13 protein-coding genes are annotated in these 14,230 nt (G+C 73.4%); 6 read left to right on the forward strand and 7 right to left on the reverse strand.

Features of this window, described 5'->3' with window-relative positions; genetic code table 11:
• Positions 1–22 precede the first annotated feature (22 nt).
• On the forward strand, positions 23–895 hold the full coding sequence (locus ACZ6KO_RS25350) for a Bax inhibitor-1/YccA family protein (RefSeq protein ID WP_469306279.1): 873 nt from the start codon (positions 23–25) through the stop codon (positions 893–895).
• Between the two features lie 142 nt (positions 896–1,037).
• Here ACZ6KO_RS25350 and ACZ6KO_RS25355 read toward each other — a convergent pair whose 3' ends face one another.
• Entirely contained in the window at positions 1,038–1,268 is a 231-nt protein-coding gene (locus ACZ6KO_RS25355; RefSeq protein ID WP_401451932.1) for a DUF4287 domain-containing protein, read from the reverse strand.
• 105 nt (positions 1,269–1,373) lie between these two features.
• Between ACZ6KO_RS25355 and ACZ6KO_RS25360 the strand changes: the two genes are divergently transcribed.
• Positions 1,374–1,715: a hypothetical protein gene (locus tag ACZ6KO_RS25360; RefSeq protein WP_469306280.1), complete on the forward strand. Its 342-nt coding sequence runs from the start codon at positions 1,374–1,376 to the stop codon at positions 1,713–1,715.
• Positions 1,716–1,767: 52 nt separating this feature from the next.
• Here the strand turns inward: ACZ6KO_RS25360 and ACZ6KO_RS25365 are convergent, their stop codons facing one another.
• The 3 genes from ACZ6KO_RS25365 to ACZ6KO_RS25375 form a co-directional block, all read right to left on the reverse strand.
• Complete coding sequence (locus tag ACZ6KO_RS25365; RefSeq protein WP_469306361.1) at positions 1,768–2,625, reverse strand: hypothetical protein; 858 nt, start codon at positions 2,623–2,625, stop codon at positions 1,768–1,770.
• A gap of 379 nt (positions 2,626–3,004) precedes the next feature.
• Positions 3,005–4,225, reverse strand: a complete 1,221-nt coding sequence (locus ACZ6KO_RS25370) for an acetyl-CoA C-acetyltransferase (protein ID WP_469306281.1) — start codon at positions 4,223–4,225, stop codon at positions 3,005–3,007.
• A gap of 226 nt (positions 4,226–4,451) precedes the next feature.
• The gene (locus tag ACZ6KO_RS25375) at positions 4,452–5,588 is read right to left on the reverse strand and encodes an SGNH/GDSL hydrolase family protein (protein ID WP_469306282.1); all 1,137 of its coding nucleotides are present in this window, start codon (positions 5,586–5,588) and stop codon (positions 4,452–4,454) included.
• Positions 5,589–5,713: 125 nt separating this feature from the next.
• Between ACZ6KO_RS25375 and ACZ6KO_RS25380 the strand changes: the two genes are divergently transcribed.
• Positions 5,714–7,099: a cystathionine beta-synthase gene (locus ACZ6KO_RS25380; protein ID WP_469306362.1), complete on the forward strand. Its 1,386-nt coding sequence runs from the start codon at positions 5,714–5,716 to the stop codon at positions 7,097–7,099.
• A gap of 543 nt (positions 7,100–7,642) precedes the next feature.
• Here ACZ6KO_RS25380 and ACZ6KO_RS25385 read toward each other — a convergent pair.
• Complete coding sequence (locus ACZ6KO_RS25385) at positions 7,643–8,011, reverse strand: hypothetical protein (RefSeq protein WP_469306283.1); 369 nt, start codon at positions 8,009–8,011, stop codon at positions 7,643–7,645.
• Between the two features lie 197 nt (positions 8,012–8,208).
• Between ACZ6KO_RS25385 and ACZ6KO_RS25390 the strand changes: the two genes are divergently transcribed.
• On the forward strand, positions 8,209–9,051 hold the full coding sequence (locus ACZ6KO_RS25390; protein WP_469306284.1) for a MurR/RpiR family transcriptional regulator: 843 nt from the start codon (positions 8,209–8,211) through the stop codon (positions 9,049–9,051).
• A 54-nt stretch (positions 9,052–9,105) separates the two neighbouring features.
• Here ACZ6KO_RS25390 and ACZ6KO_RS25395 read toward each other — a convergent pair whose 3' ends face one another.
• Entirely contained in the window at positions 9,106–10,284 is a 1,179-nt protein-coding gene (locus tag ACZ6KO_RS25395) for an FAD-dependent oxidoreductase (RefSeq protein ID WP_469306285.1), read from the reverse strand.
• A gap of 106 nt (positions 10,285–10,390) precedes the next feature.
• Here ACZ6KO_RS25395 and ACZ6KO_RS25400 point away from each other — a divergent pair, with 106 nt between their 5' ends.
• Positions 10,391–11,020: a TetR/AcrR family transcriptional regulator gene (locus ACZ6KO_RS25400; RefSeq protein ID WP_469306286.1), complete on the forward strand. Its 630-nt coding sequence runs from the start codon at positions 10,391–10,393 to the stop codon at positions 11,018–11,020.
• A 6-nt stretch (positions 11,021–11,026) separates the two neighbouring features.
• Here the strand turns inward: ACZ6KO_RS25400 and ACZ6KO_RS25405 are convergent, their stop codons facing one another.
• Positions 11,027–12,433, reverse strand: coding sequence for a type III PLP-dependent enzyme domain-containing protein (locus ACZ6KO_RS25405; protein ID WP_469306287.1), 1,407 nt, complete (start codon positions 12,431–12,433; stop codon positions 11,027–11,029).
• 105 nt (positions 12,434–12,538) lie between these two features.
• Here ACZ6KO_RS25405 and hutU point away from each other — a divergent pair, with 105 nt between their 5' ends.
• Complete coding sequence (gene hutU, locus ACZ6KO_RS25410; protein WP_469306288.1) at positions 12,539–14,203, forward strand: urocanate hydratase; 1,665 nt, start codon at positions 12,539–12,541, stop codon at positions 14,201–14,203.
• The last annotated feature ends 27 nt before the right edge of the window (positions 14,204–14,230 follow it).

The raw sequence follows: 14,230 nt of genomic DNA on the forward strand, positions 1-14,230 counted from the left end.
CCGGTGGCCATGGAGGAGTGAGATGAGGAGCAGTAACCCGGTCTTCTCGCGACGGGGGTTCAGCCGCGACAACGGCGGCCACGCGGGCTTTGGCGCGCAGCCGCAGATGCAGGCCGGGGCCGCGACCAACCCGTACGCGACGAACCCGTACGCGACGAACCCTTACGCGACCGACCCGCAGACCGGCATGCCGCAGGCGCCGGCCACGGCGAACGCGATGACCATCGACGACGTCGTGACCCGTACGGCCATGACGCTCGGCACGGTCGTCCTGACGGCGGTCCTGTCCTGGGTCGCGCTGCCGGTCGACGCGTCCAACATCGGCAAGTCGTACGGCATCGCCATCGGCGCCGCCCTCGTCGCCATGGTCCTGGCCCTGGTCCAGACCTTCAAGAGCAAGCCGGCCCCGGCGCTGATCATCGGCTACGCGGCGTTCGAGGGTGTCTTCCTCGGCGTCATCAGCTCCGCGACCAGCACCTACATCGGCGCCGGCGTGGTCGTCCAGGCCGTCCTCGGCACGATGTGCGTCTTCGCCGCGGTCCTCTTCGCCTACAAGATGGGCTGGATCCGCGTCAACCGGCGCTTCTACGGCTTCGTGATGGCCGCCGCCATGGGCTTCATGCTGCTCATGGTCGCCAACCTGCTGTTCTCCGTCTTCGCGGGCGGCGACGGCCTCGGCTTCCGCAGCGGTGGCCTCGGCATCCTGTTCGGCGTCATCGGCGTCATCCTCGGTGCCTGCTTCCTCGCCCTGGACTTCAAGCAGGTCGAGGACGGCGTGACCTACGGCGCCCCGCGCGAGGAGGCGTGGCTGGCGGCCTTCGGCCTCACCATGACCCTGGTGTGGATCTACCTGGAGCTGCTGCGCCTGTTCCAGATCCTCTCGGGCGACGACTGATCGTCCCGGAGGGCCGCGGCCGGCCATGGACGGCCACGGACGAAGGACAAGCACGGGGAAGGCCCCGCGAGCGTCACGCTCGCGGGGCCTTCCCGCGTCAGGGGTCAGGAGGTCGGGGGTCAGGAGGTCGTGGATCAGCGGGTCAGCCGAACTTTCTGGCGGCCCGGCGCAGGTCGTACTCGTGGATGATCGCTTTGGCCTGGCCGTACGAGAGCTCGTACGCGCCGCGCAGCCAGTGGAGCTTTTCCTCGAACCGGACGAGGGAGGGGCCTTCGTCGACGGTACGGAGCCAGTCGGACATCTCACGACCGGTGGTCTGAGGGATGCGGTCGATCATGTTGCGGTGGGTCTGCTCGGAGAACTCTACGGACATGGGCGCCTCCGGGGGGTATCGCCGTCGTGCTGTTCTCTTCATGCCACCGTGCCCGACCGTTTGCCCGTTGGCAATGGCGCGTGTACGGCGCGTAAGGTCGGCCGGGTGCTCGATACTTCGCCCCTGACCGCCGTCGTGGAACGTTTCGCCGACCGGCTGCGCGCCGCCCCGCAGAGCCGCCTGCAGCGCGGTGCGGCCGCGGAGGGCCTGGCGCTGGCCCGGGAGCTGTCGGCGCGCGCACAGCGGCTGGAGGGGGCCGCCGAGGTCCGCGAGATGCCCGACGCCGGACTGTTCGTCGTCGGGGACCAGGTGGCCGTCGCCGGGCTGGACCTGGCCCAGGCCCTGCGCGAGGCGCCGGACACCCCGGACGCGCGAACGGCCCCGTCCGCGATGCTGGACGAGGCCGTGGCGCTGGTGGAGCGGGCGGAAGCCAGGGCGCTGGGCTGAGCCGGAAGCGCCGACGCGGAGGCGCGTCGGCGGCGCGGCGGCGCGTCAGCGCTCAGAGCGAGGCGATGACGCGGTCCGCGAGGATGTAGACGTTGCTGTCGGGGTCGTCGGAGTCGCCGCAGGAGAACGTCAGCGCGTAGGCGCCCGAGATGCCCGAGCCGCCCAGGAGGACCGGCGCGGTGCCCGACCGCAGGGCCTCCGCCAGACGCTCCGCGGTCTCCCGGTGGCCCGGGGTCATGCACAGCGTGGTGCCGTCCGTGAAGACGTACACGTCCAGGGTGCCCAGCGGGCCCGGGCGGACGTCCGCGAGGGCCGTACGGGCCAGCGCGAGCTCCTCCAGGCGACTGACGGTGCGCTCGTGGTCGGCGCCGGGGTTCGGCTGGACCGGAACGAAGTCGGGGTGCGAGGGGTGGCGCCGGCGGGCGGCGGCCAGCTCGGGGGAGTCCTCCGGGTACTCGTCCACCTCGTCCCCGAGCACCGGCTCCAGGTCCAGCGGGTCCAGACCCATCGGGTCCAGGCCCACCAGGTCCGCCTGCCGGGGCAGGAAGAGCGGGTTGTCCTCGCCGAGCCCGGGCATACCGCCCAGGAGCGAGGTCGGGGCGTCCCCGGCGAAGCGGGGGGTGGCGTCGGCGGCGTCACGGGCCTCCTGGGCGGCCCAGAAGGCGCGCGCCTCGGCCAGCTCGCGCTCGCGCTCCTCGGCGAGGGCCTCGGCCACGGCGGCTCGTATCTCGGCGGCCGGGGTTTCGGTGGCGTGACGGGCGTGGGGGACGGTCGTACCGCGAGGGTGGACCGACGCGACGAGCTCGCCGCGCAGGGCCGTGACCTGCTTGCGCAGGCTGTGCACCGCATGCAGCGCAGCAGCGCCCACGGCCGTGGCAGCGGCCGTGGTCAGCAGCAGGGCAAGAGACATGGCGCTCACTGACTAACTCCAGATGTGTTCCGATCCCCCGACTTCCTACAACAGCTTGACCCGACCTGGGAATGGCGTGCAGTGCATTACGTCACGAAATGGACAGGTCTTTAGCCCCGGCGATCATATGTGCACCCCATCTGACCTGCGCATATGCCGATCCCCCAGGACAAAGGTCACATCCTGGGGGAGATTCGGTCACAGGTCGGCCGCGACGGGATTGGAATCGCTGTCAGTAGCGACGCGCGACCCGAGCGCGGTCGGCCGGCCGAGCCGGTCAGCTCAGCCGCTCGCGTCCTTGGTCGCGCTGAGCTTCGCCTGCGCTGCGGGCAGGTGCCGCCCCTCGTTCCTCGGGGCGACCCCTACCCTCCGCTACGGCTCAGCTCAGCCGCTCGATGACCATGGCCATGCCCTGGCCGCCGCCCACGCACATTGTCTCCAGGCCGAACTGCTTGTCGTGGAACTGCAGGCTGTTGATCAGGGTGCCGGTGATACGGGCACCGGTCATCCCGAACGGGTGGCCCACGGCGATGGCGCCGCCGTTGACGTTCAGCTTCTCCAGCGGGATCTCCAGGTCGCGGTAGGACGGGATGACCTGGGCCGCGAAGGCCTCGTTGATCTCGAACAGGTCGATGTCGCCGACGGTCAGCCCGGCCCGCTTCAGGGCCTGCTTCGACGCCTCGACCGGGCCCAGGCCCATGATCTCGGGGGAGAGGGCGGTGACACCGGTGGAGACGATCCGGGCCAGCGGGGTCAGGCCCAGCTCCCGCGCCTTGGTGTCGCTCATGATGACGAGCGCCGCGGCGCCGTCGTTGAGCGGGCAGCAGTTGCCGGCCGTGACCAGGCCGTCGGGGCGGAAGACGGGCTTGAGGCCCTCCACGCCCTCCAGGGTGACCCCGGCGCGCGGGCCGTCGTCCGTGGCGACGACCGTGCCGTCCGGGGTGGTGACGGGGGTGATCTCGCGGGCCCAGAAGCCGTTCTTGATGGCTTCCTCGGCGAGGTTCTGCGAGCGCACGCCGAACTCGTCCATGTCCCGGCGGGTCACGCCCTTGAGGCGGGCCAGGTTCTCGGCGGTCTGCCCCATCGAGATGTACGCGTCGGGGATCAGGCCGTCCTCGCGCGGGTCGTGCCAGTCGCTGCCCTCGCTGGCGGCGACGCCGGCCGTACGGGACTCGGCGTCGGAGAAGAGCGGGTTGTGGGTGTCCGGCAGGCCGTCGGAGGAGCCCTTGGCGAACCGGGACACCGTCTCGACGCCGGCGGAGATGAAGACGTCGCCCTCGCCCGCCTTGATGGCGTGCAGCGCCATGCGGGAGGTCTGGAGGGAGGACGAGCAGTAACGGGTGATCGTGGTGCCGGGCAGGTAGTCCATGCCCATCTGCACGGCGACGATCCGGGCGAGGTTGTGGCCCTGCTCGCCGCCCGGGAGGCCGCAGCCGAGCATCAGGTCGTCGATCTGGCGCGGGTCCAGCTCGGGGATCTTCGCGAGGGCGGCCTGGATGATCGTGGCGGTCAGGTCGTCGGGGCGGACGTCCTTGAGGGAGCCCTTGCCGGCGCGCCCGATCGGAGAGCGGGCGGTGGAAACGATGACGGCTTCGGGCATCGGGACTCCAAGGGTGCGTCGTTGCGGGACCGCATGCGAAGTTACCGCCCCGTACGGTCGAGGTCACCGCCTGGCGCGTGTGATGCGGACCGCACCCGTGCCCCGGCCGGGCACAACGCGACCGGCCGCGTCACGGCCCTGCCCATGACAGCAACGCCCGGCCGCCCGGTATGCCCGCCGTGGCGACCGGGAGGGCCGCGGGCCGCGTACCGCGCGGGTCCCCGCGTCAGGCCGGGTGGACCGGGTCGGGCGCGGCGGGGCCCGTCGGGCCCCGGGACGGGCCGCCGGCGGGCCCGGCCGCCCCCGTGACCCCGGCAGCCCCCGTGACCCCGGCCGCCCCCGTGGCCCCGGCGGCCGCCGGAGCCGCCCGTGCCGCCGTGTGCTCCAGGTCCTCGCCCGGGACCCGCCGCCGGCGGCGGTGCTTGAGCAGGGCCCACGGGGCGCGGGCCGCCGTGACCTCGGTACCCGCCTGGCCGGCCGCCGCCGACGCCGCCTTCGCGACCGGGAGCATGTCCTCGTCGCGCGAGACGTCGAGCCGGTCGGTCTCGGGCCACAGCCCCAGCGCCGCGCACACCGTCGGCAGGACGGCCATCGCGGCGGTCGCGTACCCCTCCGCCGACGGATGGTACGAATCGGGCCCGAACATCTCGCGGGGGTTCGCCGCGAACTCCGGGCCCAGCATGTCGCCCATCGAGATCGTCCGGCCGCCCTGGGCCACCACCCCGATGGTCTGCGCCGCGGCCAGCTGCCGCGAGACGCGCCGGGCCAGCCAGCGCAGCGGCTGGTAGACCGGCTCGATGGTGCCCAGGTCCGGGCAGGTGCCCACGACCACCTCCACCCCCGCCAGCCGCAGCCGCCGCACGGCGGCCGTCAGCAGCCGGACCGACTGGGTCGGCGGCATCCGCCGCGTGACGTCGTTCGCCCCGATCATGATCACGCAGACGTCCGGGGCGGGCAGATCCGTGTCCAGCAGCAGTGAGACCTGGCGGTCCAGGTCGTCGGACATGGCCCCCGACAGCGCCACGTTGCGCAGCTCCACCGGCCGCTCGGCCACCGCCGCCAGCCCCGAGGCCACCAGCGCGGCCGGGGTCTGTCTCGCCCGGCGCACCCCCAGTCCGGCCGCCGTCGAATCACCCAGCATCGCCAGCCGCAGCGGTCCCGGGCTCAGCTCCGGCCCGCCGAACTCGCTGCCGTACAGCCCGTCCGCCCGCGGCGGATCACCCAGACCGGTGCCGACCGTACGCTTCGCGAGCTGCACCTCCGCCAGGACCAGACCGACCGTGGCCGCACCCAGCAGACCGAGCCCGCCCCCGCCGTACGCCGCGCCCGCCGCGATGCGGCGGGCCGTCCTCGCCCTCGACACCTTTCCGGCCACCTCCTCGTTCTGCTGGCTTACCTGCCCCGTAGCACTCCTCGGCCAATCTCCTTTCGACATACCCTGGCGGTGCCTCCCGGAGAACCCGTGGAGTCCTGTCCTTGGAGAACATGGTGCAATTCCACGACTCGATGATCAGCCTCGTCGGCAACACCCCGCTGGTGAAGCTCAACCGTGTGACCGAAGGGATCCAGGCGACCGTCCTGGCCAAGGTCGAGTACTTCAATCCGGGCGGATCCGTGAAGGACCGCATCGCCGTCCGCATGATCGAGGCCGCCGAGGAGAGCGGAGCGCTCAAGCCCGGTGGCACCATCGTGGAGCCGACCAGCGGAAACACCGGCGTAGGACTCGCCATCGTGGCCCAGCAGAAGGGCTACAAGTGCATCTTCGTCTGCCCGGACAAGGTGTCGATGGACAAGATCAACGTGCTGCGCGCGTACGGCGCCGACGTCGTGGTCTGCCCGACCGCCGTCGACCCCGAGCACCCGGACTCGTACTACAACGTCTCCGACCGCCTCGTCCGTGAGACCCCCGGCGCCTGGAAGCCCGACCAGTACAGCAACCCGAACAACCCCCGTTCGCACTACGAGACCACCGGTCCGGAGCTGTGGGAGCAGACGGACGGGAAGATCACCCACTTCGTCGCGGGCGTCGGCACCGGCGGCACCATCTCGGGCACCGGCAATTACCTCAAGGAAGCCTCCGGCGGCAAGGTCAAGGTCATCGGCGCCGACCCCGAGGGCTCGGTCTACTCCGGTGGCTCCGGCCGCCCGTACCTCGTCGAGGGCGTCGGCGAGGACTTCTGGCCGACCGCGTACGACCAGAACGTCGCCGACGAGATCATCGCGGTGTCCGACAAGGACTCCTTCCAGATGACCCGCCGCCTCGCCAAGGAGGAGGGCCTCCTCGTCGGCGGCTCCTGCGGCATGGCCGTCGTCGCCGCGCTCCGCGCCGCCGAGAACCTCGGCCCCGACGACGTCGTCGTCGTCCTGCTGCCGGACAGCGGCCGCGGCTACATGAGCAAGATCTTCTCGGACGAGTGGATGGCCGGCCACGGCTTCCTGGAGGAGGCCGGCAGCGCCGCCCGCATCGGCGACGTCCTCAACGACAAGCAGGGCACCCTGCCGTCCCTGGTGCACATGCACCCCGAGGAGACCGTCGGCCAGGCCATCGAGGTCCTGCGCGAGTACGGCGTCTCCCAGATGCCCATCGTCAAGCCGGGCGCCGGGCACCCGGACGTCATGGCCGCCGAGGTCATCGGTTCCGTGGTGGAGCGCGAGCTGCTCGACGCGCTGTTCGCCCAGCGGGCCTCGCTCTCCGACCCGCTGGAGAAGCACATGAGCTCCCCGCTGCCGCAGGTCGGCTCCGGCGAGCCCGTGTCCGAACTGATGGACGTCCTCGGCAAGGCCGACGCGGCCATCGTGCTCGTCGAGGGCAAGCCCACCGGCGTCGTCAGCCGCCAGGACCTGCTCGCGTTCCTCGCGCGCACCGCCAAGTAGGCGGCCGGGCCCGGCCGTTGGCGCGGCTTCGCGCAAACGGTACGGGCCCGACACGTGACGGCAGCACCCGCTTAACACGCCTGCGGCACAGTAGTGGCTGTCGGCAGGGCCCCTGGGAAGCCCGGCCGGCAGCCACGAACGGCGTTGCGCGGCAACCGGAGCGGCTCCCGGCCCCGCGCGTACGCCACGGACGCGGGGCCGGCCCTGACCCGGCCCGTGTCCACGCGGGAACCGCCGTCGTCCCGCCCCCCGGCCCAACCGGGGGTGCGGCGGTTCCCGCGCTCTCTTTTTTTGGGCTCGGTTCGCCTCCGGGGGCGCTTTTCGCCGGGCTCACGAGGGCGTACGTGCTCGAACCGGCTCGTTCCTCGCCGGTCCTCCGGGCGCTCGTCCCTGTTCCCCCGGCGCGCCCCCTTCGGCTCACTCGCCCGCGCAGGCTTCGCTCTGCGTAACCCCTTGGCCGGGGACCCCCATCCAGCCTCGCCGGCGTTTGAGGCGCGGGGGTGCGGGGGGGCGGAGCCCCGGGGGTGGCGGGCGGTCGGTGGGTCAGTCGGTGGAGCCCACCGGCCGTCGGCCCCGCAGCGTCCCGCGGGTGTGGGCGAAGGTGACGCCCAGGACCCCCAGCCACGTGACCAGGAGCCCCGGCAGGCCCGCGTGGGTCGCGCCGATCGCCGACAGGGGGATCGCCAGGACCAGCGTGACGATGGCGAAGCCGAAGCGTTCGCCGAAGCTGCTCCCCGCGCCGGCCGCCGGACGGTCACCGCGGGCCGCCGACAGCCTTTCCTCCGCCAGCCGCCGCCGCACCTGCGTGTCGACCTTCTCCACGAAGGAGTCCACGAGCGCCGACTCGTACTCCGGCCCCAGCTCCCGGCGGGCCCTGAGCGTGGCGTCGAGGTCACTCTTCAGCTCTTCCATACGGCCACCGTAGGAACGTCCCGCCCCGGCCGCACTGGGGATAGCCCCCCAATCCCGCCCGCCCAGCCGCCGCAGGCGTCCCGCCGGCGTCTCGCAGGGCGGCCGCCGCTTGCCGTCCTGCATAACCGCATGCACAGTGCTGACACACTGAATAGATCAGCGGGGATCCCGGCGACGGAGGATGGGTGGGGCGGACCATGAGCGAGAGCCCGGCCGCGCGGCTGCAGAAGCTGTTCGAGGGGCACCGGCTGACGCCGACCCAGCGCCGCATCGCGCACTGCATGGTGCGCGGCGCGGCCGACGTGCCGTTCCTGTCCAGCGTCGAACTGGCCGAGCTCGCCGGCGTCAGCCAGCCCTCGGTGACCCGGTTCGCGGTCGCGCTCGGCTTCGACGGGTATCCGGCGCTGCGCCGGTACCTGCGCGAGGTGGCGCCCGCCGAGCGGGCCGAGACCGTGGACAGCGACTCGTACAACTCCTACCAGCAGGCCGTCGAGGGCGAGATCGAGAACCTGCGCCGGCTGGTCGCCGTGCTCGCCGAGCCCGGGCCCGTCGAGGAGGCGGGGCGGCTGCTCGCCGGTTCCACGCCGCTGCCCGTGCTCGGCCTGCGCGCAGCGTCCTCGCAGGCCCGCGGCTTCGCCTACTTCGCGGGCAAGGTGCACCCCGACGTACGCCTCCTCGACGAAGGCGGCTCGATGCTCGCCGACCGCATCGACGCCGCCGTCGGCTCCGGCGCGTCCGCGCTGCTCTGCTTCGCGCTGCCCCGGCACCCGCGGGAGGTCGTGGAGGCCCTGCGGTACGCGCGGAAGGCCGGGCTGACGGTCGTCACGGTCGCCGACTCCGCCTTCGCGCCGGTGGCCCACCACTCCGACCTGCTGATCCCGGCCCCGGTCGGCACCGGACTCGCCTTCGACACCGCGTGCGCGCCCATGCTGCTGGGCCGCGTGCTGCTGGAGGCCATGGCGGACGCCCTGCCGCAGGCGCAGGCCCGGCTGGAGGACTTCGACGCCAAGGCCGCCGCCCGGGGGCTCTTCGTCGAGTGAGCCCGCCCCGGGTCCGCCCCGCCCCCGGTCCGCCGCGCCCCAGGTCCGCCGCGCTCAGCGGTAGGGCAGCTCGGCCAGTTCGGCCGCCAGCCGGTTCCGCAGCGCCGGGATCCGTGAGAGCAGCGGCAGCGCGGTGTTGCGCACGGCGCGCAGGACGGGGCTGCGCAGGGTCGCCACCCGGGTCATCCGGTGGGTCAGCGCCACCACCCGCAGGGCCACCGGGCGGCGCCGGGCCTCGTAGCCGTCGAGGGCGGCCACGCCCTCGGCCGGGCCCTCGGCCAGCGCCCCGGCGAGGGCGCGGCCGAGGGCGTGGCCGTCCTGGATGCCGGTGTTCATGCCCTGGCCGCCGGCCGGGCTGTGGACGTGCGCCGCGTCCCCGGCCAGCAGCAGCCGGCCGGCCCGGTAGCGGTCGGCGACCCGGTGGTGGACGCGGAACCGTGACGACCAGACGAGCGAGGTGACGGTGGCCCGGCCCGGCGCGCGCTCGTCGAGCAGGGTCTGCACGAAGGCCAGGGAGGGGGTGGCCGGGGCCTCGTCCACGGTGGCGACGATCCGGTAGCGCCCCCCGGGCAGCGGGGCGACCACGACGAGGCCCGCGGCGCCGAAGGTGAGCGAGACCTCGCTCGGGCCCGGGGCCCACTCCATGGCCACGTCGGCCAGGACGAACGACTCCTCGTACCGCTCGCCGGTGAATCCGATCCCGGCGGCCTCGCGGACGCGGCTGTGCATGCCGTCGGCGCCGACGGCGTACGCGGCGCGCAGGCTCTCGCCGGTCGTCATGGTGAGCGTGACGCCGTCGGCGTCCTGGGTGACCGCGCCGACCTCGTACGGGCGGTGGACGTCACGGCCGAGCGCGCGGAGCCGGCCGAGCAGCACGGCCTCGGTCTCGTACTGGGGGACCATCAGCGCGTACGGGTGGGCGGTGGGCAGCCCGTCGAAGCGGATCGAGGCGAGCGGACGGGCTCCGTCGCGCAGCCGGAACCGGCTCACCGGCAGGCCCCGGCCGGTGAGTTCGCCCGCCAGGGCCCCCGAGGGGTCGAGCTCGTCGAGGACCTCCAGGGTGCGGGCGTGCACGACGGCGGCCCGTGAGGCGTTGGTGCCCTCGGCCTGCCGGTCGAGGAGGACGAAGTCGACGCCCGCCTCCGCGAGGGTGACGGCGAGGGCGAGGCCGGTCGGGCCGGCGCCCACGATGGCGACGTCGGTCCGGGCCGGGAGTGCGGCGGAACGGGTCACGGTGGCCTCCTCCAGAATGCCAACGTTTGTTGGCCAACGACTGTTGACTCCAGGGTGCCCCCGGTCGCCCTGGCATGTCAACGGTTGTTGGCCTACAGTTGTTGGCATGACGGTGCGCAGTGCGGAACAGACCAAGGCGACTATCCTGCGGGCGGCCCGCGACCACTTCGCCGCCCACGGCTACGAGCGGACGACCATCCGGGGCGTCGCCTCGGACGCCGGGATCGACCCCTCGATGGTCATGCGGTACTTCGGCAGCAAGGACAAGCTCTTCGACGCGGCCCTCGCCGTGGACCTGCGCCTGCCGGACCTGTCCGCCGTCGCCGCGGACCGGCTGCCCGAAGCCCTCGTACGCCACTTCGTGGACCGCTGGGAGGGTGACCCGGCGGACGACGCCCTGCTCGTGCTGCTGCGCTCGGCGGTGACGAACGAGCGGGCGGCCCGGCGGATGCGGGACGTCTTCGCGGAGCAGGTGGCCCCGGCCCTGGCCGCCGCCCTCGGCCCCGCGGCCGCCCGGGTGGCCGGGCTGGTCTCCGCCCAGCTGCTGGGCCTGGCCCTGACCCGCTACCTGGTCCGCCTCCCGGCGGTGACCGCCCTGGCCCCGGACGAGCTGGTGCGCGGCCTGACCCCGGCCCTGGCCGCCACCCTCGCCCAGGCCGGATCGGCTGCCCCGGCTGCCGCAGACGCCCAGGCCGGATCGGCTGCCCCGGCTGCCGCAGACGCCGCAGACGCCTGAGCGGCGCTAGAGCAGGGCGTCGCGCAGGTCGCCGCCCGCCTCCGCGACGAGCTCGGCCGGTGACTGGGCCGCGCGGGCCAGGGCGAAGCGCACCTCGCTGGCGGCCGTCACCGTGAAGCCGTGCACCGCCGGGCGCGGGAGGCTGTTGTAGCCGTAGTGGGCCGTGAAGAAGTACGCGCCCGTGTCCGGCACCCCGATCAGGTCCCCGGGCGCGAGCGGCGGCAGCGGACGGTCCTGCGCCAGCAGGTCGCCCGCGAAGCAGGCCGGGCCCGCGACGTCCTGGGCCACCGGCGCACCCGTCTTCGGGGCCCCCTTGGCGTCGTAGGCGAGGATCCGCACCGGCCAGGCGTCCGGGGCGTAGACCGTACGGGTCGCCAGCTGGACGCCCGCGTGGGTGAGCGCGATCGGGCGGCCCCCGGTGGTCTTGGTGTACTCGACCCGGGCCAGCACCAGGCCGTGCTTGGCCAGCAGCGACCGGCCGAACTCCGTCACCAGGCCGTACGAGCCGTCGAACAGGGCCGGGACGGCCTCGCGCAGGGCGTCGACGTACTCGGCGTACGTCGGGGCCGCGGCGTCCGAGGCGAAGTTCACCGGCAGCCCGCCGCCGATGTCGAGCGTGTCGATCTGACGCCGCCCGGTACGCCGTACGGCCGCCGCGTTGATCTCCTCGGCCAGCCCGTGCAGCTCGCGCACGCCCTGCGCGATCAGCGGCAGCGGCACCCCCTGGGAGCCGGAGTGGGTGTGCAGCCGGGTCAGCCAGGGGCGCTCGGCGTACGCGCGCAGCAGCCAGGCGCGCGCCCCCTCGTCGCGCAGGGCCACGCCGAACTTCGAGGTCGAGGTGGCCGTCGAGAGCGCGCCGATGGAGCCCGCGCCCGTCTGCGGGTTGACCCGGATGCCGATCGGCGAGGCGGTGGCGGCCGGCGCGGCGGCGGCCGGCAACGCCGCCACCAGGGCGTCCAGCCGCTCCAGCTCCTGGCGGTTGTCGGCGTTGACGGCGATGCCGAGGGCGAGGGCCTCGCGCAGTTCGGCCGGGGTCTTGGCCGGGGAGTCCAGCACGGTCCGCCCCGGCTCCACCCCCGCCGCCCGGGCTAGCGCCAGCTCGCCGGGGCTGGCCACCTCGCAGCCGATCCCCTCGGCCGCGAGCAGCCGCAGCACGGGGACCAGCGGGGCCGCCTTGACCGCGAAGGCGTGCAGCACCGGGGTGCCCGGTGCCAGGGCGGCCGTGAACGCGGCGGTCAGCGCGGCCGCGGAGGCCCGGATCCCGGCCACGTCCAGCAGGCAGACCAGTGGCTCGCAGCCCTCCGTACCGCCCACCAGCCCCTGGGCGACCGCGGCCCGTACGGCCAGATCGCGGCGCGCGGCGGCGCCTTCCGTGCTCTGACGCCTGTCCGGGAACGCGGAGTCTGCGGCCATGTCCGCCAGCCAACCACCCGACCGGTCCGCGCGCAGCTGTTGACTGAATCTATTCAGGGAGGAAGGATGTGAATGGATTGACCAACATCGTCAGGAGGCACCGCCATGTCAGGACCCCGCCCCGTACGGGCCGCGCGCGGCACCCAGCTCAGCACCCTGGGATGGCAGCAGGAGGCCGCCCTGAGGATGCTCCAGAACAACCTCGACCCCGAGGTCGCCGAGCACCCCGACAAGCTCGTCGTCTACGGCGGCACCGGCAAGGCGGCCCGCGACTGGCGCTCCTTCGACGCCATGGTGCGCACGCTGCAGACCCTCAAGCAGGACGAGACGATGCTCGTCCAGTCCGGCCGCCCGGTCGGCGTGATGCAGACCCACGAGTGGGCCCCGCGCGTGCTGCTCGCCAACTCCAACCTGGTCGGCGACTGGGCCAACTGGGAGGAGTTCCGCCGCCTGGAGCACCTGGGCCTGACCATGTACGGCCAGATGACCGCCGGTTCGTGGATCTACATCGGCACCCAGGGCATCCTCCAGGGCACCTACGAGACCTTCGCCGCCGTCGCCGCCAAGAAGTTCGGCGGGACGCTGGCCGGCACCATCACCCTGACCGCCGGCCTCGGCGGCATGGGCGGCGCCCAGCCGCTGGCCGTGACGATGAACGACGGCGTCGCGATCTGCATCGACGTCGACCCGCGCGCCATCGAGCGCCGCATCGAGCACCGCTACCTGGACGTGAAGGCCGACAGCCTCCAGCACGCCCTCCAGCTCGCCGTCGAGGCCCGCGACGCCCGCAAGCCGCTCTCCATCGGCCTGCTCGGCAACGCCGCCGACCTGCTGCCGCAGATGCTGGCCGAGGGCGCCCCGATCGACATCGTGACCGACCAGACCTCGGCCCACGACCCGCTGTCCTACCTCCCCGTCGGCGTCGACTTCGACGACATGGCCTCCTACGCCGCCAAGGACCCGGCCGGCTTCACCACGCGGGCCCGCGAGTCCATGGCCAAGCACGTCGAGGCCATGGTCGGCTTCATGGACGCCGGCGCCGAGGTCTTCGACTACGGCAACTCCATCCGCGGCGAGGCCCAGCTGGCCGGCTACGACCGCGCGTTCGCCTTCCCCGGCTTCGTCCCCGCCTACATCCGCCCGCTGTTCTGCGAGGGCAAGGGCCCCTTCCGCTGGGCCGCCCTGTCCGGCGAGGCCTCCGACATCGCCAGGACCGACAAGGCGATGCTGGAGCTGTTCCCCGAGAACGAGTCCCTGCACCGCTGGATCAAGATGGCCGGCGAGCGCGTCCACTTCCAGGGCCTGCCCGCCCGTATCTGCTGGCTCGGCTACGGCGAGCGCGACAAGGCCGGCGAGCGCTTCAACGAGATGGTCGCCGACGGCACCCTCGCCGCGCCCCTGGCCATCGGCCGCGACCACCTCGACTGCGGCTCCGTCGCCTCCCCGTACCGCGAGACCGAGGCCATGCTCGACGGCTCCGACGCCATCGCCGACTGGCCGCTGCTCAACGCCATGGTCAACGTCGCCTCCGGCGCGTCCTGGGTCTCCATCCACCACGGCGGCGGCGTCGGCATGGGCCGCTCCATCCACGCCGGCCAGGTCACCGTGGCCGACGGCACCAAGCTCGCCGGCGAGAAGATCCGCCGCGTCCTGACCAACGACCCGGGCATGGGCGTCATCCGCCACGTCGACGCCGGCTACGACATCGCCGAGTCCGTCGCCGACGAGCGCGGCGTCCGCGTCCCCATGCGTGAGGGTGACTCCGCGTGACCCAGCACGCCCCCGCCGCCGGAGCCT

This window comes from Streptomyces sp. NPDC042102, from assembly GCF_055582305.1.